Genomic DNA, 24,329 nt, shown 5'->3' with positions numbered 1-24,329 from the left:
TAGTTATCAAACTATCAAGGATTGACGATAACGGAATAGGCCTTGGCCAGAGCCAGCAGCTTTCCCTTGTCATGACTATCGATATCACCGTCACCATCTACATCACTGCTGATTGTCTGGATATTAAAGGATCGACCGCCATCCGCCGAGACTGCTGTGATGTAGACGGAATCCACCAGTGCTTCGGTCTGTACGCCATTGACGGCATCCCAATCCAACTCCTTGCGGGCAAGTTGCATCGATACTTGCGCTTCATTTGGATTGACAATAGTCGGGGCCAACAACTGCAAAAAAATACCGCGCTGATTAAACATTGACATTTATTAATTCCATTTAATAAGTAATTCACGAAGGTTTCGTGTGCCGGAGATAATACTTACCTCACTACACTACAACCTACTATTTATATGTTTCCCATGATGACGACATGCCTCGTTAATACTCCCGATGCAAAAACTGTTTGATGCGGCAGATCGCCGAACGGCACTGGCCGAATTTTTCGGGCCCCTATACTGTATGTGCATACAGCCTGGAGCAAAAATCATGGCCACCCCTCTGCCACCACGCGGTCGCGGCACCGCCACCAACCCGCACAATCGCTTCGCACCGAATCGCTCGGTGGTCGAGGATGACGGCTGGTATCAGGAAGCGCCGGTCACCCAAGGCACCGAGGTACGCATCGAAACGGCAAAAACCATCATCACCCGCAACAATTCGCCGGACTTGCCTTTCGACCGCTCGATCAACCCCTATCGCGGCTGTGAACACGGTTGCATTTACTGCTACGCGCGGCCCAGTCACGCTTACTGGGACATGTCGCCAGGGCTGGACTTCGAAACCAAATTGATCGCCAAGACCAACGCTGCCGATGTGCTGGAAGAACAACTGTCCAAGCGTGGCTATCAATGCGCGCCCATCAACCTGGGCTCCAACACCGATCCTTATCAACCGATCGAGCGTGAACACAAGATCACTCGCAAAACCCTCGAAGTGCTGCTGCGCTACCGCCATCCGGTGACTATCATCACCAAGGGCTCACTGATTCTTCGCGATCTGGACCTGTTGGCCGAACTCGCGGAGCAAAGGCTGGTGGCGGTGATGATCAGCCTCACAACCCTGGACGATGAGCTCAAACGCATCCTCGAACCCCGTGCCGCGGCGCCCAAGGCCCGGTTGCGCGCGATCAGGGTGATGCGTGAAGCGGGTATCCCGGTGGGCGTGCTGTGTTCGCCGATGATTCCGATGATCAACGACAGCGAACTTGAAAGCCTGCTCACCGAGGCTCACGCAGCGGGCGCGCAAAGTGCGGCCTACATGATGTTGCGTTTGCCGCTGGAGGTGGCGCCACTGTTCGAAGAATGGCTGGCGGCCCACTACCCTCAACGTGCCGCGCATGTGCTGAGCCTGATTCGACAAAGCCGCGGCGGCGAGCTCTATGACAGTCGGTTCGGTGCCCGGATGCGCGGTGAGGGGCCGTTCGCCGATCTATTGGCGCAACGTTTTGCCAAAACCATCAAACGCCTGGGGCTCAATCATCGCGAAGGCTTTAATCTGGACTGCGATTCCTTCTGCCCGCCGGGTCGCCAGATGTCATTGATTTGAGGACAATGGGCGTATGGTTGAGGAGTGGGAAATACATTTGGCCATGACGCCGGTCACGTTTTTTGTGACCTGGAACACACGTTCTAGAGCGTTCGATTCAGTTTGAGTTAAGTTTCGACGGCTACCTTGTTCATCGAGTGACTGACGGGTCTAGCTTCTCGGCCTGGATGTTTTTTAAACAGCCACTGGCTTCACACCGGACAAAACGGGAAAATTCCCTGACTCCGCCAAAGAGGATGAATCATGAGTGACAAGGATAAACAGCCGTTAGCTGCGTCGGCTTCAGCCCAACACGAGACGGAAACCTCCGATGCAGCGCTGAAACATATTGTTGACGGCTTTTTGCACTTTCATCACGAGGTTTTCCCGCAGCAGGAAGAACTCTTCAAAAAACTCGCCACGGCCCAAAGCCCGCGAGCGATGTTCATCGCCTGCGCCGACTCGCGCATCGTTCCCGAGCTTATTACCCAAAGCTCCCCCGGCGACTTGTTCGTAACCCGTAACGTCGGCAACGTCGTTCCGCCTTATGGTCAGATGAACGGCGGTGTTTCCACGGCCATCGAATACGCCGTGCTGGCCCTCGGGGTGCAACACATCATCATTTGCGGGCACTCCGATTGCGGCGCGATGCGCGCGGTGCTCAACCCGCAAAGCCTGGAAAAAATGCCCACGGTCAAAGCCTGGCTGCGGCATGCCGAAGTGGCGAAAACCATGGTCCAGGAAAACTGCCATTGCACTGACGAAAACGAGACCATGCACTTCCTTACCGAGGAGAACGTGATCGCCCAGCTGCAGCATTTGCGCACTCACCCGTCGGTTGCTTCGCGCATGGCCAACGGTCACCTGTTTATCCATGGCTGGATCTACAACATCGAAACCAGCGAAATCAGAGCTTACGACGCGGATCAGGGGTGCTTCCTGCCGCTCGATGGCACTCATCCGATTCCGGTGGCGACGCCCAAAGCGCGCTTCTAAATCCTCCTAAATCTATGTGTGGTTTAGCCGAGGCTGCTGATTGAGTAGCCTGGCTTTGCCATGCCTGAAGAAAACTTCGGGAGAATCACCATGCGTGCTGCGCAATTGAAAGCTGTTCTGCCACGGGAGCTGCTGGCATCCGTGGTCGTGTTTCTCGTCGCCCTGCCCTTGTGCATGGGCATCGCGATCGCTTCGGGTTTGCCGCCCGCCAAAGGTTTGATCACCGGGATCATTGGTGGACTGGTCGTCGGTTGGCTTGCCGGCTCGCCTCTGCAAGTCAGTGGCCCAGCGGCAGGTTTGGCGGTGCTGGTCTTCGAATTGGTGCGCCAGCACGGTATTGCCATGCTCGGGCCGATCCTGCTGCTGGCGGGTTTTCTGCAGCTGGTGGCCGGGCGCTTGAAGCTGGGTTGCTGGTTCCGGGTCACGGCGCCAGCCGTGGTTTACGGCATGCTTGCCGGGATCGGTGTGCTGATCGTGCTTTCACAGGTGCATGTGATGCTCGACGCCGTGCCCAAGCCTTCCGGCCTGGACAATCTCGCGGCCTTCCCGGCTGCCGTCATGCAGGCATTGCCGTCCCTTGGCTGGCAGGCAGGCTTGCTTGGGCTGTCGACGATTGCCGTGATGTGGCTGTGGGAAAAATTTCGCCCTCACTCATTGCGCTTCATTCCCGGTGCACTGCTCGGCGTCGGGTTGGCGACTGTCGCCAGCCTGATCCTCGCGTTGCAGGTCAAACGGGTGGAAGTCCCGGCCAATCTGGCGGAAGCCATCGACTGGTTGAAACCGGCCGACTTGCTCAACCTCGCGGACCCGACCTTGCTGATCGCCGCTTTTGCCGTGGCCTTCATTGCCAGCGCCGAAACCTTGCTCTCGGCAGCAGCGGTGGACCGTATGCACAGCGGCCAGCGTTCAGACTTTGACCGAGAGTTATCGGCGCAAGGGGTGGGCAATATGCTCTGCGGCCTGATGGGTGCGCTGCCGATGACCGGTGTGATCGTGCGCAGTTCGGCCAACGTTCAGGCCGGTGCCACCACGCGTCTGTCGACGGTGTTCCATGGTTTGTGGCTGCTGGCCTTTGTGTTGCTGTTGTCCAGTGTGCTGCAAAGTATTCCAGTAGCGAGCCTGGCAGGGGTGCTGGTGTACACCGGCTTCAAACTGGTCGACATGAAGGCCTTTCGAAGCCTGGGCCGCTATGGCCGGATGCCGATGTTCACTTACGCGGCGACAGCGTTGGCCATCATCTTCACCGACCTGCTGACGGGGGTGTTGATCGGCTTTGGCCTGACGCTGGCGAAACTGGCGTGGAAAGCTTCGCGACTGAAAATCAGCCTGATCGACCTGCCCACGGACGGTGAAATGGAGTTGCGCCTGATGGGCGCCGCGACTTTTCTCAAAGTACCGGCATTGACTCAAGTCCTGGGGACCATCCCCGCAGGTACGACGGTGCATGTGCCGCTCAATAACCTGAGCTACATCGATCACTCGTGCCTGGAATTACTGGAGGAATGGGGCCGGGCCAATGCGGCCAAGGGGTCAAAGCTAATCATTGAAGCGAGGGGGCTCAAGCGCAGGTTGGAAGGGCGTTTGCGGACAACCACCGGCGTAGGTTCAGCCGCGTAGAAAACAATGTGGGAGCGGGCTTGCTCGCGAAGGCGGTGTATCAGTCAACATCAATGTTGAATGATCGACCGCATTCGCGAGCAAGCCCGCTCCCACAGGTGTTCGGTTTCTCCCGTTGGATCAAGCCGCCGGCTGATCCAGTTCAAAGCCCACGCCTAAACGGCGCGACATGCACGGCCAGCGCTTCCACGCGGCGCCAGTGTCCGGGCTGCTGAGCTTTTCACGGTAGGCCTCGACCGATTCCAGCGCAAAGCTTTCCTCGTTGAGCATCTCGTCCACGGCGTGATGTACCGCCTCGTCGAGCTGGTTGGCGAACTCCTCACCGATCAATTGGTGGGCAATCAGGTTGGCGACAGTCATGTCCAAGGGGATCAGTGGCTGGCCAAAATGCTTGATGTACAGGTCGTTGACCTCTTCAACCAACCGATGTGCCAGATATGCCTCGTCCAGCAGGCTGTCCAGACCGACATGACCGGCCATGATCGCCGGTGGCTGAAGGAAATACTGTTCGGCAATCGTCAGCACCGGTTTGATCTGTGACTCGATACCCGCTTCCCTGGCGACTTCATTGGCTGCATCCAGCAGATCAGGCACTTCATTTATGTAAGCGGCGACGAAACGCGCCAGTACACCGTTGGCATCCGTTTCCGGCAATTGAATCGATGGATGTAAATGAGGCAGTTTGCTTTCCAGCTGACGAGTCAGCAGGCCGGTATCGGCTTCATGTTGTTGGGCTTTTTGGATCTGCTCGCGCAATGCGGCGGTGTTCATGAAAACTCCAGGAAACAAGGCAATGAAATAGGGAAGACATAACTTAGCTGGCGTATGACGAACGCTAAGACGCATTTGTCATAATTGTTTCATCCTTGAGACGCCTCCGTTATATCGGTTTGCCACCACTCGTCTGCATCCTTCTCCATTCGTGACCTTGAACGCAAGTCCCAGCTGTTTCAGATCATTTACGCCATCACATTGCGAGGTCGCGGTCGCTGTCTATACTCGGGTTGGAATGGAGTTAGCTGATGACGCCCGACTGCACATGCAGCAAGGCACGGCGATTCAAGTTCGTAGTCTGAAAATGCCGCTCCCTTGCCGCTGGTGTTTGCCGGCGGGATAACAAGAACGATAAGGGGAACCCGCAATGATGCGACATCCACACGTCTGGATGGGCCTCCTGTTGTGGTCGATTTTCAGTCCTGCGCACGCCGCCTGGACTGTGAATATGGCGCCGGGAGCGACTGAAATCAGTCACGCAGTATTTGATCTGCACATGACCATCTTCTGGATCTGTGTGGTGATCGGCATCATCGTCTTCGGCGCCATGTTCTGGTCGATGATCCTCCACCGCCGCTCGACCGGGCAGGTGGCTGCAAAATTTCATGAAAGCACCACCGTCGAAATCCTCTGGACCATCGTGCCCTTTCTGATCCTGGTGGCCATGGCGGTTCCTGCGACCGCAACCCTGATCAAGATGTACGACGCCAGTGAACCGGATATCGATATCCAGATCACCGGCTATCAGTGGAAGTGGCATTACAAATACCTCGGCCAGGACGTTGAGTTCTTCAGCAACCTGAACACTCCTGCCGATCAGATCCACAACAAGGAAACCAAGGGCGAGCACTACTTGCTCGAGGTCGACAAGCCGCTGGTGCTGCCGATCGGCGCCAAAGTTCGCTTCCTGGTGACTTCCGCCGACGTCATCCACTCCTGGTGGGTGCCGGCCTTCGCGGTCAAGCGCGACGCGATCCCGGGGTTCGTCAACGAAGCGTGGACCCGCATCGACAAACCGGGCATCTACCGTGGCCAATGTGCCGAATTGTGCGGCAAGGACCACGGCTTCATGCCGATCGTGGTCGAGGTCAAGGAAAAGGCCGACTACGACAAATGGCTGGCCGAACGTAAAGCCGAGGCCATGCAGCTTAAAGAGCTGACCAGCAAGGAATGGACGCTCGACGAGCTCAAAGAGCGCGGCGACAAGATCTATCACACCACCTGCGTGGCCTGTCACCAGGCCGAAGGCCAGGGCCTGCCGCCGATGTTCCCGGCGCTCAAAGGCTCGCCGATTGCTACCGGCCCCAAAGCCGACCACCTGCACCGCGTTTACTTCGGCAAACCCGGCACCGCCATGGCGGCGTTCGGCAAGCAGCTTTCGGAAGTCGATATCGCGGCGGTCGTGACCTACGAACGTAACGCCTGGGGCAACAACAAAGGCGACATGGTCACTCCTAAAGAAGTGCTGGAGCTGAAACAGGCGGAAAGCAAATGACCCGGTCTATTGCGCACGTAAGGAACCGGTCGGGGCTGCACGCCCTGACCTGCCCAGCCCCTCTGTTTGCAGGAGACAGGACATGACTGCTGTCGTCGATGACCATGTTCAAACCGAGACCGCCCACGCCCATGGCCCTGCCAAAGGCCTGATGCGCTGGGTGCTGACCACCAACCACAAGGATATCGGGACGCTGTACCTGTGGTTCGCGTTCTGCATGTTCCTGCTGGGCGGTTCGTTTGCGATGGTGATTCGCGCCGAACTGTTCCAGCCCGGACTGCAAATCGTCGAGCCGGCGTTCTTCAACCAGATGACCACCATGCACGGCCTGGTGATGGTCTTCGGTGCGGTGATGCCGGCCTTCGTCGGCCTCGCCAACTGGATGATCCCGTTGATGATCGGCGCGCCGGACATGGCCCTGCCACGGATGAACAACTTCAGTTTCTGGCTGTTGCCGGCCGCGTTCATCCTGCTGGTCTCGACCCTGTTCACCCCCGGTGGCGGACCGAACTTCGGCTGGACGTTCTACGCCCCGCTCTCCACGACCTATGCACCGGAAAGCGTCACGTTCTTCATCTTCGCCATCCACCTGATGGGGATCAGTTCGATCATGGGGGCGATCAACGTGATCGCAACCATCCTCAACCTGCGCGCCCCCGGCATGACGTTGATGAAAATGCCGCTGTTCGTCTGGACCTGGCTGATTACCGCGTTCCTGCTGATCGCGGTGATGCCGGTATTGGCCGGCTGCGTGACGATGATGCTGATGGACATCCACTTCGGCACCAGTTTCTTCAGCGCGGCCGGTGGCGGTGACCCGGTGTTGTTCCAGCATGTGTTCTGGTTCTTCGGTCACCCCGAGGTGTACATCATGATCCTGCCGGCCTTCGGTGCCGTCAGCTCGATCATCCCGACCTTCTCGCGCAAGCCGCTGTTTGGCTACACCTCGATGGTCTATGCGACAGCGAGTATTGCGTTCCTGTCGTTCATCGTCTGGGCGCACCACATGTTCGTGGTCGGCATTCCACTGGTGGGCGAACTGTTCTTCATGTACGCCACGTTGCTGATCGCTGTGCCCACCGGGGTCAAGGTGTTCAACTGGGCCAGCACCATGTGGCAAGGCTCGTTGACCTTCGAGACGCCGATGCTGTTCGCGGTGGCGTTCGTGATCCTGTTCTCCATCGGCGGCTTCTCCGGCTTGATGCTGGCCATCGCCCCGGCGGACTTCCAGTACCAGGACACCTACTTCGTGGTCGCGCACTTCCACTACGTGCTGGTGCCGGGGGCGATCTTCGGGATCTTCGCGTCAGCCTATTACTGGATGCCGAAATGGACCGGCCACATGTATGACGAAACCCTGGGCAAGCTGCACTTCTGGCTCTCGTTCATCGGCATGAACATGGCGTTCTTCCCGATGCACTTCGTGGGCCTGGCCGGCATGCCGCGGCGGATTCCTGACTACAACCTGCAATTCGCCGACTTCAACATGGTGTCGTCGATTGGCGCGTTCATGTTTGGCGCCACGCAGATTTTCTTCCTGTTCATCGTGATCAAGACCATTCGCGGCGGCCCGCCAGCACCGGCCAAACCGTGGGATGGGGCCGAAGGCCTGGAGTGGAGCATCCCGTCACCGGCGCCGTATCACACGTTCACCACGCCGCCGGAAGTGAAATGAACGCACTGACCCTTGTGGGAACCGGCTTGTTCGCGATGGCGATTTGTCTGACTCACCGTGTCGCGTCCATCGCAGGCAAGCCAGCTCCCACAGGGTCTGGTGTTGAGGGCTTGAATCATGGCTGATTCGATTTCGCTGAAGAAACTCGTCACCCGCCTGCTACTGGTGGTGGTGGCGATGTTTGTTTTCGGCTTTGCCCTGGTGCCGATCTACGACGTGATGTGCAAGGCGTTCGGCATCAACGGCAAGACCGCCGGGCAATACGAAGGCGAGCAAGTGGTGGATATGTCGCGGCAAGTGCGCGTGCAGTTTCTGTCGATGAATAACGCCGACATGGTCTGGGAGTTCTATCCCAAGGGCAATGAGCTGAAGGCGCATCCGGGGGCCGTGAACGAGATGATTTTCGTCGCCTACAACCCGACCGATCACCCTATGAGCGCCCAGGCAGTGCCGAGCATCGCACCCAGTGAAGCGGCGGCGTACTTCCACAAAACCGAATGTTTCTGCTTTACCCAGCAAGTGCTGCAGCCCGGTCAACGGATCGAGATGCCGGTACGTTTCATCGTTGACCGTGACATGCCCAAGGATGTGAAGCACCTGACGCTGTCCTACACGCTGTTCGATATCACCGCCCGACATCCACCGGTAGCTGTAAACACTGGCGGTTGAGCGTGCCCGATAAGGAGAACAATAAATGGCAACTCATGAACATTATTACGTTCCGGCCCAGAGCAAATGGCCGATCATCGCCACTGTCGGCATGCTCACGACCGTTTTCGGCCTGGCCACCTGGTTCAATGACCTGAAAGCGGCGCGACCCGAATCCCACGGTCCGCTGATCTTTTTCGTCGGCGGCCTGCTGGTGGCCTACATGCTGTTCGGCTGGTTCGGCACGGTAATCAAGGAAAGTCGCGGCGGCTTGTACAGCGCGCAGATGGACCGCTCGTTCCGCTGGGGCATGAGCTGGTTCATCTTCTCCGAGGTAATGTTCTTCATCGCCTTCTTCGGCGCGCTGTTTTATGTGCGACACGTCTCCGGACCGGCCCTCGGTGGCGAGGGCGCCAAGGGCATCGCCCACATGCTGTGGCCGAACTTCCAATTCACCTGGCCGTTGCTCAACAACCCCGACTCGAAACTGTTCCCGCCACCCAAGGAAGTCATCAGCCCTTGGGGTTTGCCGTTGCTCAATACCGTGTTGCTGGTGAGTTCCAGCGTCACCATTACCATCGCCCACCACGCCTTGAAAAAGGGCCATCGCGGTGCGCTGAAAATCTGGCTGGCGATCACCGTGCTGCTGGGTTGCGCGTTCCTCACCTTCCAGGCTGAAGAGTACATGCACGCCTACCACGAGCTGGGCCTGACCCTCGGCTCGGGCATCTACGGCGCGACGTTCTTCATGCTCACCGGTTTCCACGGCGCCCACGTGACCATCGGCACCATCATTCTGTTTGTGATGCTGATGCGGATCATGCGTGGACACTTCGATAACGAACATCAGTTCGGCTTCGAGGCCGCGAGTTGGTATTGGCACTTCGTCGATGTGGTGTGGATCGGGCTGTTTGTTTTCGTCTACGTGCTCTGAGGTTTTACCAAGGTGCCGTAGAGACCAACTGGCCGCTGTAGAAACCCCAGGCGATCAAGCCGACGGTCACGGCGGCCAGTGCAACACGAACACTCAAGGCAATGACGAGGCGGTTCGAGCTGCTGTCGTCCTTGACCAGAAAAAACAGGCCGCTGAACAGGCTGACAACCGTGGCAATCAGCATCAGGACGATGGCTGCTTTGAGCATGGTGAAACTCCGGGGGAAAGGCGATGCACTTGAGTATAGCTATCGCGATGACCGACTTTCTGGCGACGCCATGAAGCGCTTCCGGCCGGGTGTCGTGCCAACGCTGGTGGTCGCAATCCTGCTGCCGCTGCTGGTGTCGCTCGGGTTCTGGCAATTGAGCCGGGGCGCGGAAAAAAGCGCGCTCCTGCACACCTACACCGAACGCCGTGCCGCTGAACCGATGGCCAGCACCGCACTGCAACACACTGAAGATCCGGCGTTTCGCCGCGTTCACTTGCGCGGCCAGTTCGATCCCGCCCACAGCCTGCTGCTGGATAACCGCCAACGCGACGGCAAGGTCGGCGTCGAGTTGCTGCAACCGTTCCAGGATCAGGCCACCGGACTCTGGCTGCTGGTCAATCGCGGCTGGCTGCCGTGGCCGGACCGGCGCACACCGCCGCAATTCACCACGCCGACCGAGGCGTTGAACCTGACTGCCTGGGTTTACGTGTCCCCCGGCGCGACGTTTCAGTTGCACGCCGACCCGAGCACCACAACCTGGCCACAGCTGGTGACGGCCGTTGACCCGGCGAAGCTGTGGACCACGCTCGATCGTGAAGGCTTTGCCTACGAATTACGTGAAGAAACCGGCCCCGCGTCCTACCAGGCCGATTGGCCCGTGGTAGCCATGGGGCCGGAGAAACACATCGCTTATGCCGTGCAGTGGTTCGCCATGTCGATCGCCCTGCTCGGCCTTTTCATCTACCTCGGCTGGCACAACGCAAAGGAGAAACACCATGGGAGCGGCCATGAATCCACCCAGCATGTCTGAGGCGAAAACACCGGTGAGCCGGCGCAAGGGTCGCTTGCAGTTGCTGCTGATCCTGCTGGGGGTGATCGGTCCGATGATCCTCGCCACCGGCATGTACAAATTGCAGTTCTGGGTACCAGAGGGCCGCAGCTATCACGGCGAACTGATCGGCAATGGCCAGTCCCGCGCCGACCTTGGCGTGCAGGCGCAAGAGGACCGTTGGCAATTGCTGGTCACGGCGCCCAAGGAGTGTTCGGTCGACTGCCAACAACTGGTGTACCTGGCGCGACAAGTCCAGATCGGCCTTGGCCGCGACGCCGGGCGCGCCAGTCACGCACTCGCCGCGGCGCAACCGCTGAGCAGCGATTACGACGCCAAACTCACCCGCGAGTATCCTCAATTACAGCGCTATCCACTGAATTTGACCGAGTTCCATAAAGCCGCCGGCGACCAGGCAGTACCGCAACTCTGGATCATCGACCCTCACGGCAATCTGGTGCTGCGCTACGACCCGACGGTCAAGGGTAAGGACCTGCTCAACGACCTGCGTCATCTGTTGAAACTGTCGAACATCGGATAAGGGCATCGTCATGGCCAAACCTGGATTTCGCCTCGCGTTGTTTGCCACCTTGCTGGCACTGATTGTAGTGCTGCTCGGCGCCTACACCCGCCTGACCCACGCCGGCCTCGGCTGCCCGGACTGGCCGGGCTGCTACGGCTTCATCAGCGTGCCCAAAGGCGAAGCTCAACTGGCCCATGCAGAACTGCATTTTCCCGAGGCGCCTGTCGAAGCCCATAAAGGCTGGAACGAGATGGTCCACCGCTATTTCGCCGGCACACTGGGGCTGTTGATTTCGGTGCTGGCCGGGCGTGCCTGGGTGCATCGCCGTCATCCGGGGCAACCGGTGAAGTTGCCATTGTTTCTGTTGGGCGTGGTGTTTGCCCAAGCGGCGTTCGGCATGTGGACGGTAACGCTCAAGCTCTGGCCGCAGGTCGTCACCGGGCATTTACTCGGCGGATTTGCGACGTTGAGTCTGTTGTTTTTGCTGACCTTGCGCCTGTCCGGCTTAGTGCCGGCGCTGACGGTGCCACGGCGTCTGCAACACTGGGCGACGGCGGGATTGCTGCTGGTGATCCTGCAAATCGCCCTCGGCGGTTGGGTCAGCTCCAACTACGCGGCAGTGGCCTGCATCGATTTCCCGACCTGCCATGGGCAATGGCTGCCGCCGGCTGACTTCGCCAACGGCTTTCACCTGACCCAGCACATCGGCCCCAATTACCTTGGCGGGCAACTGGACAGCGATGCCCGCACGGCGATTCACCTGACTCACCGGATCGGCGCGTTGCTGGTGACGCTCGTACTGCTTGGGCTGGCCTGGCAACTGAAGGTGGTCGGTATGACCCGCCTGGCAGGGCTGGTGCTGATTGCACTCGGCGCACAAATCACCCTCGGCATCAGCAACGTGCTGTTCCACCTGCCCCTGCCGGTGGCTGTCGCCCATAACGCCGGTGGCGCGGCGCTGCTACTGACGATGGTCCTGGTCAACTATCACGCGCGAACCAGCCTGGTTCGGGTGAAGCAGCAAACTCCGCGCTGGCGCTTCAGCCCGCGTAAACATTCGGCCGGCCCCATAACAATAAAAGGAGAGACGCCATGGCGACTCTGATCGGCGCGCGTCACAGTCAGGCCATCTGGCGTGATTACCTGGAGCTGACCAAGCCCAAAGTGGTGGTGCTGATGCTCATCACCTCGCTGGTCGGCATGTTTCTCGCGACCCGCGCCGGGGTGCCGTGGACCGTGCTGGTGTTTGGCAATCTGGGGATCGCGCTGTGCGCAGGCGGCGCAGCGGCAGTTAACCATGTGGTCGACCGGCGTATTGATGCGGTCATGGCTCGCACGCACAAACGCCCCTTGGCCGAAGGTCGGGTGTCCCCGGCGGCCGCGCTGATTTTTGCCCTGGTGTTGGCGCTGCTTGGACAAGCCGTGCTGCTGGCCTTCACCAATGCGCTGACGGCCTGGCTGACCCTCGCCTCCTTGCTCGGCTACGCGGTGGTCTACACGGGTTTCCTGAAGCGTGCGACGCCGCAGAATATTGTCATCGGTGGCCTGGCCGGTGCCGCGCCGCCGTTGCTCGGCTGGACCGCTGCGACGGGGCATGTCAGCGCCGAACCGTTGCTGCTGGTGTTGATCATCTTCGCCTGGACCCCGCCACACTTCTGGGCCCTGGCCATTCACCGCAAAGAGGAATACGCCAAGGCCGACATTCCGATGCTGCCGGTCACCCATGGTGAGCACTACACCAAAATCCACATCCTGCTTTACACCTTCGCGCTGCTGGCCGTCAGCCTGATGCCCTACGTGATCCACATGAGCGGCATGCTCTACCTGATTTGCGCGCTGGGACTCGGCGCCAGATTCCTGCAATGGGCCATCGTGCTGTACCGTGGCACTCGGCCGCACGCGGCGATCAACACCTTCAAGTACTCTATTTACTACTTGTTCCTGCTGTTTATCGCGCTGCTCGTAGACCACTACTTACTGTTGAACCTATGACTCGAACTCAGAAAACCGTCTTCATCCTTGTCGCCCTGATCGCACTGGTTCTGGGCCTGACCATCAACAAAGTGCTGTCCGGCAAAGGCCAGGGCGATCCGACAGCGCTGATCGACGCCGGGATCATTTTGCTGCCGCAAAGCCGCAACCTGCCGAACGTGACGATGACGGACGAAGACGGCAAGCCTGTCACGGTCAATGAGTTGAAAGACAAATGGTCGCTGCTGTTCTTCGGTTACACCTTCTGCCCGGACATCTGCCCGACCACCCTCGCCCAGTTGCGTCAGATCAAGAGTGAATTGCCGCCAGAGGCGGTGGCCAAGTTGCAGATCATTCTGGTCAGCGTCGACCCGAACCGTGACACGCCCAAGCAACTCAAGCAGTACCTGGGTTACTTCGATCCGCAGTTCAAGGGCCTGACGGCCTCTTCGGTGGACGACATTCAAAAACTGGCCAACGCGGTGAGCATCCCGTTTATTCCGGCGGACACCAGTAAGCCGAACTACACCGTCGACCACAGCGGCAACCTCGCAGTGATCGGGCCGGACGGGACGCAACGTGGATTCATACGAGCGCCATTGAACAACACGAAGTTGGTGGCGCAGTTGCCGGTGATGCTTAACCGCAAATAGTTGTGCTGACACAGAACTAATGTGGGAGCGGGCTTGCTCGCGAAGGGGCCAGTACATTCAACATTTGTATTGACTGGCATACCACTTTCGCGAGCAAGCCCGCTCCCACAAGGTCGATGTTTCAGGCAAAAAAATGGGGCGCATTCAATGCGCCCCATTTTTCGTTCAAGCGGTAGATCAGAACGCCGGCAATACCGCACCTTTGTACTTCTCGAGGATGAAGGCTTTCACTTCCGGGCTGTGCAGGGCAGCAACCAGTTTCTTCATCGCGTCGCTGTCCTTGTTGTCCTCACGGGCTACGAGGATGTTCACGTACGGCGAATCGTTGCCTTCGATAACCAGCGCATCCTTGGACGGATCAAGTTTGGCTTCCAGCGCGTAGTTGGTGTTGATCAGCGCCAGATCGACCTGAGTCAGCACGCGCGGGATGGTCGCGGCTTCCAGTTCACGGAATTTCAGGTCCTTGGTGTTCTCGGTGATGTCCTTGACGGTCGACAGGATGTTGTTGGAATCCTTCAACTTGATCAGGCCAGCCTTGGCCAGCAGCAACAGCGCACGGCCGCCGTTGGTGGCGTCGTTCGGAATCACCACGTTGGCGCCACCAGGCAGTTCGGTCAGCGCCTTGTACTTGCTGGAGTAAGCGCCCAGCGGTTCCAGGTGCACGCCGGCAACGGCCACCAGGTTAGTGCCCTTGGCCTTGTTGAACTCATCAAGGTACGGCTGGTGCTGGAAGAAGTTGGCGTCCAGACGTTTTTCGGCGACCTGCACGTTCGGCTGGATGTAATCGGTGAAGACTTTGACCTTCAAGTCCACGCCTTCCTTCGCCAGGGCCGGTTTCACGAATTCGAGGATTTCTGCGTGCGGAACCGGGGTGGCCGCGACGGTCAGTTCATCGGCGTGAGCAGCGAACGCTGCAACAGCGGCGAACGCGACAAGTAGTTTTTTCATTCAGCTAACTCCATGTGAGGCGCCTGCATTTGGGCGCCTGCCAGCGAATGGCCGGCTCATTTGTCATTTACGTGAAAAGTGTACGACCATCTTATCGCCGACGGTTTGCAGCACTTGAACCAGTACCAGCAGCAACATCACCGTCACGACCATCACATCAGGCTGGAAACGCTGGTAACCGAAACGGATCGCCAGGTCGCCCAGACCACCCGCGCCCACCACACCCGCCATCGCCGTGTAGGACACCAGTGTAATGGCTGTCACCGTTATCGCCGCGAAGATGCCCGGGCGGGCTTCCGGCAGCAAGGCATTGGTGATGATCTGGCGCGTCGTGGCGCCCATCGCCTGGGTCGCCTCGATGATGCCGCGATCGACTTCACGCAAGGCGGTTTCCACCAGTCGTGCAAAAAATGGCGTAGCGCCTATCACCAGCGGCGGAATCGCACCGGCGACACCCAGGGACGTACCGGTAATCAGCACGGTGAACGGAATCATCACGATCAGCAGAATGATGAACGGCAGCGACCGCAGGATGTTCACCATCAGCGACAGCATCGCGTAGACGCCTTTGGCTTCCAGCAACTGACGCGGGCTGCAGAGAAACAGCAGCACGCCAAGCGGCAGGCCGAGCAAAACGGTAAACAACAGCGAACCGAAGAGCATCAGCAACGTATCGCCGGTGGCCAGCCAGATTTCGAACCAGTCGATATTGACGAAGAAACTTGTCAGGACTTCCATCAGCGCAACACCTCCATGTGGACGTCAGCGGCGGTGAAATGGGCGAACGCCGCTTCCATGTCGCCACCGGTGACGGCCAGGGTCAATTGCCCGTAGGGAATGTCTTTGATGCGGTCGATACGACCGGCGAGGATGCTGTAGTCCACACCCGTTTCCCGGGCAACGGTTCCCAGCAATGGCGCGTAGGTCGCTTCGCCCTGAAAGGTCAGGCGTACTATGCGGCCCGGCACGTGAGCGAAGTCATCGCGCTGTTCGCTTTCGTCGATCTGTTCGTCTTCTTGCACGAAGCGCTTGGTGGTCGGGTGCTTCGGATGCAGGAACACCTCGGCCACCGAACCTTGCTCGACGATCACGCCCGCGTCCATCACCGCCACTTGATCGCAGACCCGACGGATCACGTCCATCTCGTGGGTGATCAGGACGATGGTCAGCTTCAACTCGCGATTGATCTCGGCCAGCAATTGCAGGACCGACGCAGTGGTCTGCGGGTCCAGTGCGCTGGTGGCTTCGTCGCACAACAGGATTTTCGGTTTGGTCGCCAGGGCGCGGGCAATGCCGACGCGCTGCTTCTGGCCACCGGACAACTGCGCCGGGTACTTTTTGGCGTGATCGGACAAACCGACCCGTGCCAGCAATTCCGATACCCGCAAGTCGATTTCACTGCGCGACAGTTCGCCGGCGAGGGTCAGCGGCAGCGCCACGTTGTCGGCCACGGTCTTGGATGCCAGCAGGTTGAAGTGCTGGAAAATCATCCCGACCTGCTGGCGGAAACGCCGCAAGCTGTTGGCGTCGAGCGCTGTGACTTCTTCGCCGTCGACAATGATCTTGCCGCCACTGGATTCTTCCAGGCGATTGATCAGACGCAGCAGGGTACTTTTTCCCGCACCGGAATGGCCGATCAGGCCAAAGACCTGACCGTTCTCAATCGTCAGACTGGTCGGGTGCAGGGCGGGAATATCCTTACCGGCGACGCGGTAGGTTTTGTGGACGTTTTGAAACTCGATCACGTAGCGAACCTTGTGGGGCGCGTTGGAAAAGGATCAGCGGTTAGCCGGGCGCGCATTTTAGCCTGTCCGTATAGAGGTTATTAGCATTTATTCCGCATTCAACCTTCCATTTGGCAATAACGCGATCAAAGGTTAGAAAAAAGGAACGGCGCAAAACGTCATCAGTCACTTATTAGGCAACTCGAAAACGCCCCCGGTGCCGTGCCTGGGGAATTGCTCAAGAGTCCTGGCTACGGCGGGAATCGCAACGAGGAGTTTAAAACCGATGAGTACCAAGAAGCCTGCCGCTCCAAAAAGCGCACTGGCCGGGACCGATACCCTGGACCGAGGCAACACCAATACCAAGCTCGACAGCCTGGAAAAATTTCGCTCCGATGCCACTGATCAGGCCCTGCGCACCAATCAGGGCGTGAAAGTTTCGGACAACCAGAACACCTTGAAGGTCGGCGCTCGCGGGCCGTCGTTGCTGGAAGATTTCATCATGCGTGAAAAAATCACGCATTTTGACCATGAACGCATTCCCGAGCGCATCGTCCATGCGCGCGGCACCGGTGCTCATGGTTATTTCCAGACGTACGAAAACCATTCAGTCCTGACCAAGGCCGGTTTCCTGCAAGACCCCGGTCATAAAACCCCGGTCTTCGCGCGCTTCTCTACGGTCCAGGGCCCGCGCGGGTCGGGCGACACCGTGCGCGATGTGCGCGGTTTCGCCGTGAAGTTCTTCACCGAGGAAGGCAACTTCGACCTGGTCGGCAACAACATGCCGGTGTTCTTCATTCAGGACGCCATCAAGTTTCCTGACTTCGTGCACGCCGTGAAGCCGGAGCCGCACAACGAGATTCCTACCGGTGGCTCGGCTCACGACACCTTCTGGGATTTTGTGTCCCTGGTGCCGGAGTCGGCGCACATGGTGATCTGGGCCATGTCCGACCGGGCCATTCCGAAAAGCCTGCGCAGCATGCAAGGTTTCGGTGTGCACACCTTCCGGCTTGTCAACGCCGAAGGTAAATCACGCTTCGTCAAATTCCATTGGCGCCCTACCGCCGGGACTTGCTCGCTGGTGTGGGATGAAGCGCAGAAGCTCGCCGGTAAAGACACCGATTTCCACCGTCGCGATCTCTGGGAGTCGATCGAGATGGGCGACTACCCGGAATGGGAACTGGGCGTACAGATCATCGAAGAGGAGAACGAGCACTCGTTCGACTTCGATATCCTCGACCCGACCAAGTTGATTCCGGAAGAACTGGTGCCGATCACGCCGCTGGGCAAAATGGTGCTCAACCGCAACCCGGACAACTTCTTCGCTGAAACTGAGCAAGTGGCGTTTTGCCCAGGGCATATCGTGCCGGGCATCGACTTCTCTAACGACCCTTTGCTGCAAGGTCGACTGTTTTCCTACACCGATACGCAAATCAGCCGACTCGGTGGACCGAATTTCCACGAGATTCCGATCAACCGTCCGGTCGCGCCATTCCACAACGGTCAGCGCGATGCCATGCATCGCACCACCATCGACAAGGGACGCGCTTCCTACGAGCCGAACTCCATCGATGGCGGATGGCCGAAAGAAACGCCACCGGCGGCACAGGACGGCGGGTTCGAGACTTATCCGGAGCGCATCGACGCCAACAAGATCCGCCAGCGCAGCGAATCGTTCGGCGACCACTTCTCCCAGGCGCGGCTGTTTTTTCACAGCATGAGCAAGCACGAGCAGGAACACATCATCGCGGCCTACAGCTTTGAGCTGGGCAAGGTTGAGCGTGAATTTATTCGTGCGCGCCAAGTGAATGAGATCCTGGCCAACATCGATCTGGAACTGGCCAAGCGCGTTGCGACAAACCTTGGTTTGCCAGCGCCCAAAGCCGGCACCGTCGAAGTGCGCAAGACGTCGCTGGATCGCTCACCCGCCCTGAGCCAGGCGAACCTGCTGCCGGCGGATATCAAAACCCGCAAAGTGGCAATTCTTGCAGCCAACGGTGTCGATGGTGCAGCGATTGATGCCATGAAGAAGGCGCTTCAAGCAGAAGGCGCGCACGCGAAATTGCTCGGCCCGACTTCCGCGCCCGTGAAAACGGCAGATGGCAAATCACTGCCGGTGGATGCATCGATGGAAGGATTGCCTTCGGTGGCGTTCGACGCGGTATTCGTACCGGGTGGCGCAGCGTCGATCAAAGCGTTGAGCGGCGATGGCGTGGCGCTGCATTACCTGCTCGAGGCGTACAAGCACCTGAAAGCCATTGCGCTGCATGGCGAGGCTAAACAGTTGTTGGATGTGCTCAAGCTTGAGGTCGATGCGGGGCTGATCGTGGGCGCGGATGCCAAGTTGATCAAACCGTTCTTTGCCGCCATCGGGCAGCATCGGGTTTGGGATCGGGAGCCGAAGGCCAAGGCGATTCCGGCTTAAGGATTTGTGTAGTCAGGGACGACGCCTTCGCGAGCATGCTCGCTCCCACAAAGATTAGTTTCGTTCGCTATTTCGTGAACGATTAAATCCTGTGGGAGTGGGCTTGCCCGCGATGCTTTTAAGGCTGCTTACGCGGACTCAAGACCATTTGCGCGGGAACGTTGCGCAGGATCTGCTTCTCAAGCTTCAGATCAAACCCGGAATCCAGCTTCTTCACCCTTTTGGTGAGCAATGTCGCCAACCAAGGAAAATCCTCGGTGCGTGGCGCTTGAATGCTCACGTCGCACTGGTAATTCACCACATCAGCAGCAATCGCATCGAGCTGCCGGCGAAGCTTTGTCATATCCGCGAGGTTCAGCGCGATCGTCGTGCTTTCTGCCGTCGGATCGATCACTTTCGCCTGGGGCTGGGCCTCTGCAGCCATGAGCGCAGCTTCGGCTCTATCCAGTTCGGCCTTGCGAGCATTGACGATGGCGTTGTTGACGCCACCTGTCAGCGCCGGAGCCTTGGGCATCAACGCGCGAGCACGGGCCAGCGCCGTTGCGGCAGCATTGACATCGCCTTTTTGCAGCACGATCTGGCTGCGACGCAGGTACGCTTCAGCCAATTGCCGCTGATACGGCACAAGGGATGGATCGTTTGGCGACTGCGCTTGTAAGGCAGCCAGTTGATCTTCGGCAGTGGCCAGCTCGCTGCTGGCCAGGTTTTGTTCCAGCTGCGCGATGGCCGCAGCCCGTGCATCGGTCGCCTCAGTGGCGGCCGGCGGCGTGCTTTGACATGCGCCCAGTAGCAGCGAAAATGCGACAAGGAGCAGATAACGGGAGGCTAACAGCTTCATTCCTGCGACTCTCTATTTGCGCAAAAAACGAGCAAGTCTACACCCCTCGACGGGGCAGGACAAAACTCAGCAGAAACAGTGCGGCGGCCGTCACAACAATTGACGGGCCCGCCGGGGTGTCCTTGAACCATGACAACGCCAACCCGCCACAGACCGCGAGCATACCCAGCAGGCTCGCGCCCAGTGCCATCTGCTCCGGTGACCTGGCGTGACGTTGTGCCGCAGCCGCCGGAATGATCAGCAACGAAGTGATCAGCAACACACCGACAATCTTCATCGCCACCGCGATCACCACGGCGATCAGCAACATCAGGGTCAGGCGCAACGCCGCGACCGGCAAGCCTTCGACCGTGGCCAGTTCTTCATGCACCGTGATTGCCAGCAACGGCCTCCACAATGTCACCAGCAAGGCCAGTACGGCCGCGCTGCCGCCCAGAATCCAGGACAAGTCAGTCGGACTGATCGCCAGCAAGTCGCCGAACAGATACGCCATCAGGTCGATCCGCACTTCGTGCATGAAGCTTAGTACGACCAGGCCCAAAGAGAGCGTGCTTGGCGCGAGAATGCCCAAAAGCGTGTCGGAAGCCAGTGGCTGACGTTGTTGCAGGGTCACCAGCAACACCGCCAACAGCAGGCAGCCAACGGTGACGGCCACGGCCGGACTGACATCCAGCAGAAAGCCCAACGCCACACCCAGCAAGGCCGCGTGGGACAGGGTATCGCCGAAATAGGCCATGCGCCGCCAGACCACAAACGAACCCAGAGGTCCCGCGACCAGCGCCAAAGCCAGACCTGCGAGCAGGGCGTAGAGCAGAAAATCAGCCATGCTTGCAGCTATCTCCATGGACGTGGGTATGGACCGCCGGGGTCGCGGTGACCACCGAGCCATGCAGGTCATGGGCGTGGTCGTGATGGTGGTGATAAATCGCCAGGCTTTGTGCGTTCTTTCCGAACAACTCGACGAAAGCCGGATCGCCGCTGACCTGTTCCGGGTGCCCGGAGCAGCAAACATGGCGATTGAGGCAAACCACCTGGTCGGTGGTGCTCATCACCAGGTGCAAATCGTGGGAAACCATCAACACGCCACAACCGTGACGGTCGCGCAGGCGTGTGATCAAGCTGTAGAGCTCGGCCTGACCGGCCACATCGACACCTTGCACGGGTTCGTCGAGCACCAGCAATTGCGGTTCGCGCAACAATGCCCGAGCCAACAACACGCGCTGCATTTCGCCGCCGGAAACACTTTGCACCGGACTGTCGATCACCTGTTCGGCACCGACTTCCTTGAGGGCCGACAGGGCCATGGCGCGATCCACGCCCGGCACCAGGCGCAAGAAGCGCAGCACCGAGAGCGGCAAGGTCGGGTCGACGTGAAGTTTTTGCGGCATGTAACCGACGCGCAGCTTCGGCTTGCGCCAAACGCTGCCGCTGTCAGGCTTCAACAGGCCGAGCACCGCCCGAACCAACGTGGTCTTGCCCGCGCCGTTAGGGCCGATCAGCGTCACGATCTGCCCTGGCTCGACGCTCAGATCAATGTTGTCCAGAACGTTTTGCCCGGCAAAAGTGACGGCAACCTTTTCGAGGCGGATCAGCGTGTTGCTCATCAAGCCCCCTGACATCCCGAGCAGAGCCCGACCACTTCAACGGTCTGGCCTTCGACGATGAAACCGACATCCTTCGCGCTGCCAACGATGGCGTCGCTGATGGACTTCTGCTCCAGCTCGATGGCGGCGTGGCATTCGCGGCAGATCAGGAACTGCCCTTGATGGGCATGCTCCGGGTGATTGCAGCCGACGAAGGCGTTCAGTGAGGATATGCGGTGCACGAGGCCGTTTTCCAGCAGGAAATCCAGCGCGCGGTACACAGTGGGCGGCGCGGCACGGCGACCGTCCTGCTCGCTGAGCACTGCCAGGATGTCGTAGGCGCCCAACGGTTTGTGGCTTTGCCACACCAGTTCCAGCACCCGCCGACGCAAGGCGGTCAGGCGCAGGCCTTGCCGCGCGCACAAAGCATCGGCCTCTGACAGAGCGCTATGCACGCAATGAGAGTGGTCGTGGGGACGGCTGGCAATCGGTGTTTTAGGCATGAGCGGCGACGAGTTTTGTGAGAGACGTTATTATGTTACCCGTTCTCGCCTCTTCGAGTGGTCATCGTGTCCCGAATTTTTTCCTTCTTTGTCGCCTTTTCCGCCAGTTTCCTGTTGATCGGCTCGGCGCAGGCCGACGTCAAGGTCCTGACCAGCATCAAGCCGCTACAGTTGATTGCCGCTGCAGTGCAGGACGGCGTGGCGATTCCGGAAGTGCTGCTGCCACCGGGCGCTTCGCCGCATAACTACGCCTTGCGGCCTTCCGACGTACGGAAGGTGCAGTCGGTGGACCTGGTCTACTGGATCGGTCCGGACATGGAAGGTTTCCTGCCTCGGGTGCTCAATGGCCGATCACTGCCAAGCGTCGCGGTGCAGGATTTGCCGGGACTTAAACTGCGACGATTCGCCGAAGATAGCCACTCACACGCCGAAGAAGCCGACGAGCATGACCACGATCACCGCCCAGGCAGCCTGGACGCGCATTTGTGGCTGTCGCCGGTCAATGCCCGGGTCATCGCCGCGAAAATGGCGGCTGACTTGAGTGCCGCCGACCCGGCCAACGCAGCACGCTATCAAAGCAACCTCAAGGCATTCGATGAGCGTCTCGATGCGCTGGATATACGCCTGAAAAAACGTCTGGCCTCTGTCGAAGGCAAACCTTACTTCGTGTTCCACGAAGCGTTCGACTACTTCGAAGACGCCTATGGCCTCAAGCACACCGGCGTGTTCAGCGTTGCCGCCGAAGTGCAGCCGGGAGCCCAACACGTCGCAGCGATGCGTGCGCGGTTACAGGAAGTCGGCAAGACCTGTGTATTCAGCGAGCCGCCATTGCGCCCACGCCTGGCGGAAACCCTGGTAGCCGGCCTGCCGGTGAAACTGGCGGAACTGGACGCGCTCGGCGGATACACCCCGGCGACCGCTCAGGGGTATGAGCAAGTGTTGGAGAAGTTGGGGAATGATTTGGCGGGGTGCCTGGAGTCGCTTTAAACCTATTCGGCTTCGCCTCAATCGCGGGCAAGCCCGCTCCCACAGGTTCGCGGTGATCCTTGTGGGAGCGGGCTTGCCCGCGATTCTTTTCAGAGGGCGAAGGGCAATGAAGTACTAACCTTCTGGCGCTGCGCCAAGCGCTGCTGAAATTCCATCGGATCGTGAATCAACACGTCCTGCCCGGCGAACGATTCCGCGGCGATCAACCGTGACAACCAGAACCGCACACACGCCACGCGCAGCATGGTCGGCCACAGCTCAGCCTCGGCTGCCGTGAACGGTCGCAACGCGGCGTAGGCCCCGAGCAACGCCCGCGCTCGCGGCCCGTCGATCTGCCCGTGTTCATCCGAACACCAGTCATTCAATGCAATCGCAACGTCATACAGCATCGGGCCCGAACAGGCGTTGTAGAAGTCGATCAGGCCGGTCAGATGCGTGCCTTCGAACATCGCGTTGTCGCGGAACAGGTCCGCGTGGATGTTCGCCCGTGGCAACGCGAGAATTTTCGTCTTCTGCTCGGTGATTTCATCCAGTGCACGTTGCAGCAGATCGCTTTGCTCGGCATTCAGGTGCGAGAGGAACTGCGTGCCCTCCTCCAGCATCCAGTCCAGGCCACGATCAGTCTTGCGCTTGATCATGTTGTCCTGGGTCGCCAAGTGCAGGTGGCCGAGCAACTCACCGACTTGAGCGCAATGCTGCGCATTGGCTTCCTTGATGTGCTTGCCGGCCAGGCGTGGCTGCAACAACGCGGGTTTACCGGCCAGTTCGCGCAGGGCGACACCGTCGGTGGTTCGCAGTGCATACGGCACTGGCAGGTCAGCCTCGTGTAGCACGTCGAGCAGTTCGATGAAGAATGGCATCTCCTGAACCGGACCACGCTCAACCAGGGTCAGGACAAATTCGCCCTGCTCCAGGCTGATAAAGAAATTGGTGTTTTCGCTACCGGCGGCAATCCCCTGGAAATCAAGCAGGCGGCCGAGCCCGTATGGGGCGAGAAAGGTTTCCAGCTCGGGCCGAGCCAGCGGGGTAAACACAGACATGGTTAAAAACTGCTCAGTTCGGGCGCCGCGATTAAGCCGGCGCCGATTAAAGTTAGGAAACTACTTCCAGGTAAAAATTTCCCACGACGGAATCAACATATCCGGCTGGTCGGAACGTATGTAGTTCGCGTCTGAACCATCGGCGCGCACCAGGAAATAGGGTTTGCCCACCTTCGGTGTGACCTTGATCGCATACACGAATCCACTCCGGCTGTATTCCTGAATGACCTTGTCACCTTCCTTGTGCGTCTTGATGGTAACTTCCGGCTCCGAAGTCGGCGCGGTGTCCGCCGCCATGACGGCAAGCGGAACGGTTGCAAACAAGCCAGCCAGCAACAGGCGATTTAGTGTGCGCATGATAACCTTGTCCCTTTGTC

Annotated in this window: 26 protein-coding genes; 14 read left to right on the top strand and 12 right to left on the bottom strand. The window is 59.1% G+C overall.

From position 1 onward, the window contains the following. Window positions 1-14: 14 nt before the first annotated feature. On the bottom strand, window positions 15-320 hold the full coding sequence (locus K5K95_RS09350) for a hypothetical protein (RefSeq protein WP_222589215.1): 306 nt from the start codon (window positions 318-320) through the stop codon (window positions 15-17). 223 nt (window positions 321-543) lie between these two features. On the opposite strand from K5K95_RS09350, the gene K5K95_RS09345 reads away from it, so the two are divergent. The 3 genes from K5K95_RS09345 to K5K95_RS09335 all read left to right on the top strand — a co-directional run bounded on the left by K5K95_RS09345 (window position 544) and on the right by K5K95_RS09335 (window position 4,194). Beyond that, window positions 544-1,602, top strand: coding sequence for a PA0069 family radical SAM protein (locus tag K5K95_RS09345; protein WP_222589214.1), 1,059 nt, complete (start codon window positions 544-546; stop codon window positions 1,600-1,602). Between the two features lie 243 nt (window positions 1,603-1,845). After that, on the top strand, window positions 1,846-2,577 hold the full coding sequence (locus tag K5K95_RS09340) for a carbonic anhydrase (RefSeq protein WP_222589213.1): 732 nt from the start codon (window positions 1,846-1,848) through the stop codon (window positions 2,575-2,577). 90 nt (window positions 2,578-2,667) lie between these two features. Further along, window positions 2,668-4,194, top strand: a complete 1,527-nt coding sequence (locus tag K5K95_RS09335; RefSeq protein ID WP_222589212.1) for a SulP family inorganic anion transporter — start codon at window positions 2,668-2,670, stop codon at window positions 4,192-4,194. Between the two features lie 120 nt (window positions 4,195-4,314). On the opposite strand, the gene K5K95_RS09330 is transcribed toward K5K95_RS09335, so the two are convergent. Then, complete coding sequence (locus K5K95_RS09330; protein ID WP_222589211.1) at window positions 4,315-4,965, bottom strand: hypothetical protein; 651 nt, start codon at window positions 4,963-4,965, stop codon at window positions 4,315-4,317. Window positions 4,966-5,335: 370 nt separating this feature from the next. Between K5K95_RS09330 and coxB the strand changes: the two genes are divergently transcribed. The 4 genes from coxB (at window position 5,336) to K5K95_RS09310 (ending at window position 9,720) form a co-directional block, all read left to right on the top strand. Next, complete coding sequence (coxB, locus tag K5K95_RS09325; RefSeq protein WP_222589210.1) at window positions 5,336-6,463, top strand: cytochrome c oxidase subunit II; 1,128 nt, start codon at window positions 5,336-5,338, stop codon at window positions 6,461-6,463. Between the two features lie 82 nt (window positions 6,464-6,545). Continuing rightward, window positions 6,546-8,138, top strand: a complete 1,593-nt coding sequence (ctaD, locus tag K5K95_RS09320; protein WP_222589209.1) for a cytochrome c oxidase subunit I — start codon at window positions 6,546-6,548, stop codon at window positions 8,136-8,138. Window positions 8,139-8,255: 117 nt separating this feature from the next. Further along, on the top strand, window positions 8,256-8,807 hold the full coding sequence (locus K5K95_RS09315) for a cytochrome c oxidase assembly protein (protein ID WP_222589208.1): 552 nt from the start codon (window positions 8,256-8,258) through the stop codon (window positions 8,805-8,807). Window positions 8,808-8,832: 25 nt separating this feature from the next. Then, window positions 8,833-9,720 (top strand): cytochrome c oxidase subunit 3, encoded by an 888-nt coding sequence (locus K5K95_RS09310; protein ID WP_222589207.1) that lies wholly within the window; start codon window positions 8,833-8,835, stop codon window positions 9,718-9,720. A 4-nt stretch (window positions 9,721-9,724) separates the two neighbouring features. On the opposite strand, the gene K5K95_RS09305 is transcribed toward K5K95_RS09310, so the two are convergent. Next, the gene (locus K5K95_RS09305; protein WP_090177370.1) at window positions 9,725-9,928 is read right to left on the bottom strand and encodes a twin transmembrane helix small protein; all 204 of its coding nucleotides are present in this window, start codon (window positions 9,926-9,928) and stop codon (window positions 9,725-9,727) included. 70 nt (window positions 9,929-9,998) lie between these two features. Between K5K95_RS09305 and K5K95_RS09300 the strand changes: the two genes are divergently transcribed. The 5 genes from K5K95_RS09300 to K5K95_RS09280 are packed head-to-tail and all read left to right on the top strand — an operon-like array spanning window position 9,999 to window position 13,904. Further along, window positions 9,999-10,739 carry an SURF1 family protein gene (locus tag K5K95_RS09300; protein ID WP_222589206.1) on the top strand — a complete coding sequence of 247 codons (741 nt, stop codon included), beginning with the start codon at window positions 9,999-10,001 and terminating at the stop codon, window positions 10,737-10,739. Further along, entirely contained in the window at window positions 10,705-11,298 is a 594-nt protein-coding gene (locus tag K5K95_RS09295) for a hypothetical protein (protein ID WP_222589205.1), read from the top strand. The genes K5K95_RS09300 and K5K95_RS09295 overlap by 35 nt, the downstream gene beginning before the upstream one ends. A gap of 10 nt (window positions 11,299-11,308) precedes the next feature. Beyond that, complete coding sequence (locus tag K5K95_RS09290; protein ID WP_222589204.1) at window positions 11,309-12,385, top strand: COX15/CtaA family protein; 1,077 nt, start codon at window positions 11,309-11,311, stop codon at window positions 12,383-12,385. Further along, on the top strand, window positions 12,373-13,272 hold the full coding sequence (cyoE, locus tag K5K95_RS09285) for a heme o synthase (RefSeq protein ID WP_222589203.1): 900 nt from the start codon (window positions 12,373-12,375) through the stop codon (window positions 13,270-13,272). The genes K5K95_RS09290 and cyoE overlap by 13 nt, the downstream gene beginning before the upstream one ends. Next, the gene (locus K5K95_RS09280) at window positions 13,269-13,904 is read left to right on the top strand and encodes an SCO family protein (RefSeq protein WP_222589202.1); all 636 of its coding nucleotides are present in this window, start codon (window positions 13,269-13,271) and stop codon (window positions 13,902-13,904) included. Before cyoE ends, K5K95_RS09280 begins: the two co-directional genes overlap by 4 nt. Window positions 13,905-14,081: 177 nt before the next feature. Here K5K95_RS09280 and K5K95_RS09275 read toward each other — a convergent pair whose 3' ends face one another. The 3 genes from K5K95_RS09275 to K5K95_RS09265 all read right to left on the bottom strand — a co-directional run bounded on the left by K5K95_RS09275 (window position 14,082) and on the right by K5K95_RS09265 (window position 16,597). After that, window positions 14,082-14,852, bottom strand: coding sequence for a MetQ/NlpA family ABC transporter substrate-binding protein (locus K5K95_RS09275; RefSeq protein WP_222589201.1), 771 nt, complete (start codon window positions 14,850-14,852; stop codon window positions 14,082-14,084). 63 nt (window positions 14,853-14,915) lie between these two features. Next, window positions 14,916-15,590: a methionine ABC transporter permease gene (locus K5K95_RS09270; RefSeq protein ID WP_090177389.1), complete on the bottom strand. Its 675-nt coding sequence runs from the start codon at window positions 15,588-15,590 to the stop codon at window positions 14,916-14,918. Further along, complete coding sequence (locus K5K95_RS09265) at window positions 15,590-16,597, bottom strand: methionine ABC transporter ATP-binding protein (RefSeq protein WP_222589200.1); 1,008 nt, start codon at window positions 16,595-16,597, stop codon at window positions 15,590-15,592. The genes K5K95_RS09270 and K5K95_RS09265 overlap by 1 nt, the downstream gene beginning before the upstream one ends. Window positions 16,598-16,862: 265 nt before the next feature. Here K5K95_RS09265 and katE point away from each other — a divergent pair, with 265 nt between their 5' ends. Continuing rightward, complete coding sequence (katE, locus tag K5K95_RS09260; RefSeq protein ID WP_222589199.1) at window positions 16,863-19,001, top strand: catalase HPII; 2,139 nt, start codon at window positions 16,863-16,865, stop codon at window positions 18,999-19,001. Window positions 19,002-19,119: 118 nt separating this feature from the next. On the opposite strand, the gene K5K95_RS09255 is transcribed toward katE, so the two are convergent. From K5K95_RS09255 to zur, 4 genes are read right to left on the bottom strand one after another with little or no spacing between them, the layout of a single operon-like run. Continuing rightward, complete coding sequence (locus K5K95_RS09255; RefSeq protein ID WP_222589198.1) at window positions 19,120-19,839, bottom strand: PA5502 family lipoprotein; 720 nt, start codon at window positions 19,837-19,839, stop codon at window positions 19,120-19,122. Between the two features lie 37 nt (window positions 19,840-19,876). After that, a complete protein-coding gene (gene znuB, locus K5K95_RS09250) occupies window positions 19,877-20,665 on the bottom strand; it encodes a zinc ABC transporter permease subunit ZnuB (protein ID WP_090177401.1) in 789 nt (262 codons plus the stop codon). Then, entirely contained in the window at window positions 20,658-21,443 is a 786-nt protein-coding gene (gene znuC, locus K5K95_RS09245; protein ID WP_222589197.1) for a zinc ABC transporter ATP-binding protein ZnuC, read from the bottom strand. The genes znuB and znuC overlap by 8 nt, the downstream gene beginning before the upstream one ends. Beyond that, on the bottom strand, window positions 21,443-21,925 hold the full coding sequence (zur, locus tag K5K95_RS09240) for a zinc uptake transcriptional repressor Zur (RefSeq protein ID WP_090177408.1): 483 nt from the start codon (window positions 21,923-21,925) through the stop codon (window positions 21,443-21,445). Before zur ends, znuC begins: the two co-directional genes overlap by 1 nt. Window positions 21,926-21,991: 66 nt before the next feature. Between zur and znuA the strand changes: the two genes are divergently transcribed. Next, a complete protein-coding gene (znuA, locus tag K5K95_RS09235) occupies window positions 21,992-22,912 on the top strand; it encodes a zinc ABC transporter substrate-binding protein ZnuA (protein ID WP_222589196.1) in 921 nt (306 codons plus the stop codon). 89 nt (window positions 22,913-23,001) lie between these two features. On the opposite strand, the gene K5K95_RS09230 is transcribed toward znuA, so the two are convergent. Further along, the gene (locus K5K95_RS09230) at window positions 23,002-23,952 is read right to left on the bottom strand and encodes a homoserine kinase (protein WP_222589195.1); all 951 of its coding nucleotides are present in this window, start codon (window positions 23,950-23,952) and stop codon (window positions 23,002-23,004) included. 60 nt (window positions 23,953-24,012) lie between these two features. After that, window positions 24,013-24,309: a DUF2782 domain-containing protein gene (locus tag K5K95_RS09225; RefSeq protein ID WP_222589194.1), complete on the bottom strand. Its 297-nt coding sequence runs from the start codon at window positions 24,307-24,309 to the stop codon at window positions 24,013-24,015. Window positions 24,310-24,329: the final 20 nt, after the last annotated feature.

The sequence above is a fragment of the Pseudomonas sp. DR48 genome, assembly GCF_019823085.1.
Lineage (GTDB): Bacteria > Pseudomonadota > Gammaproteobacteria > Pseudomonadales > Pseudomonadaceae > Aquipseudomonas.
Note: the sequence above shows the minus strand (reverse complement) of the source record. Positions and strands in the feature narration are given on the sequence as shown.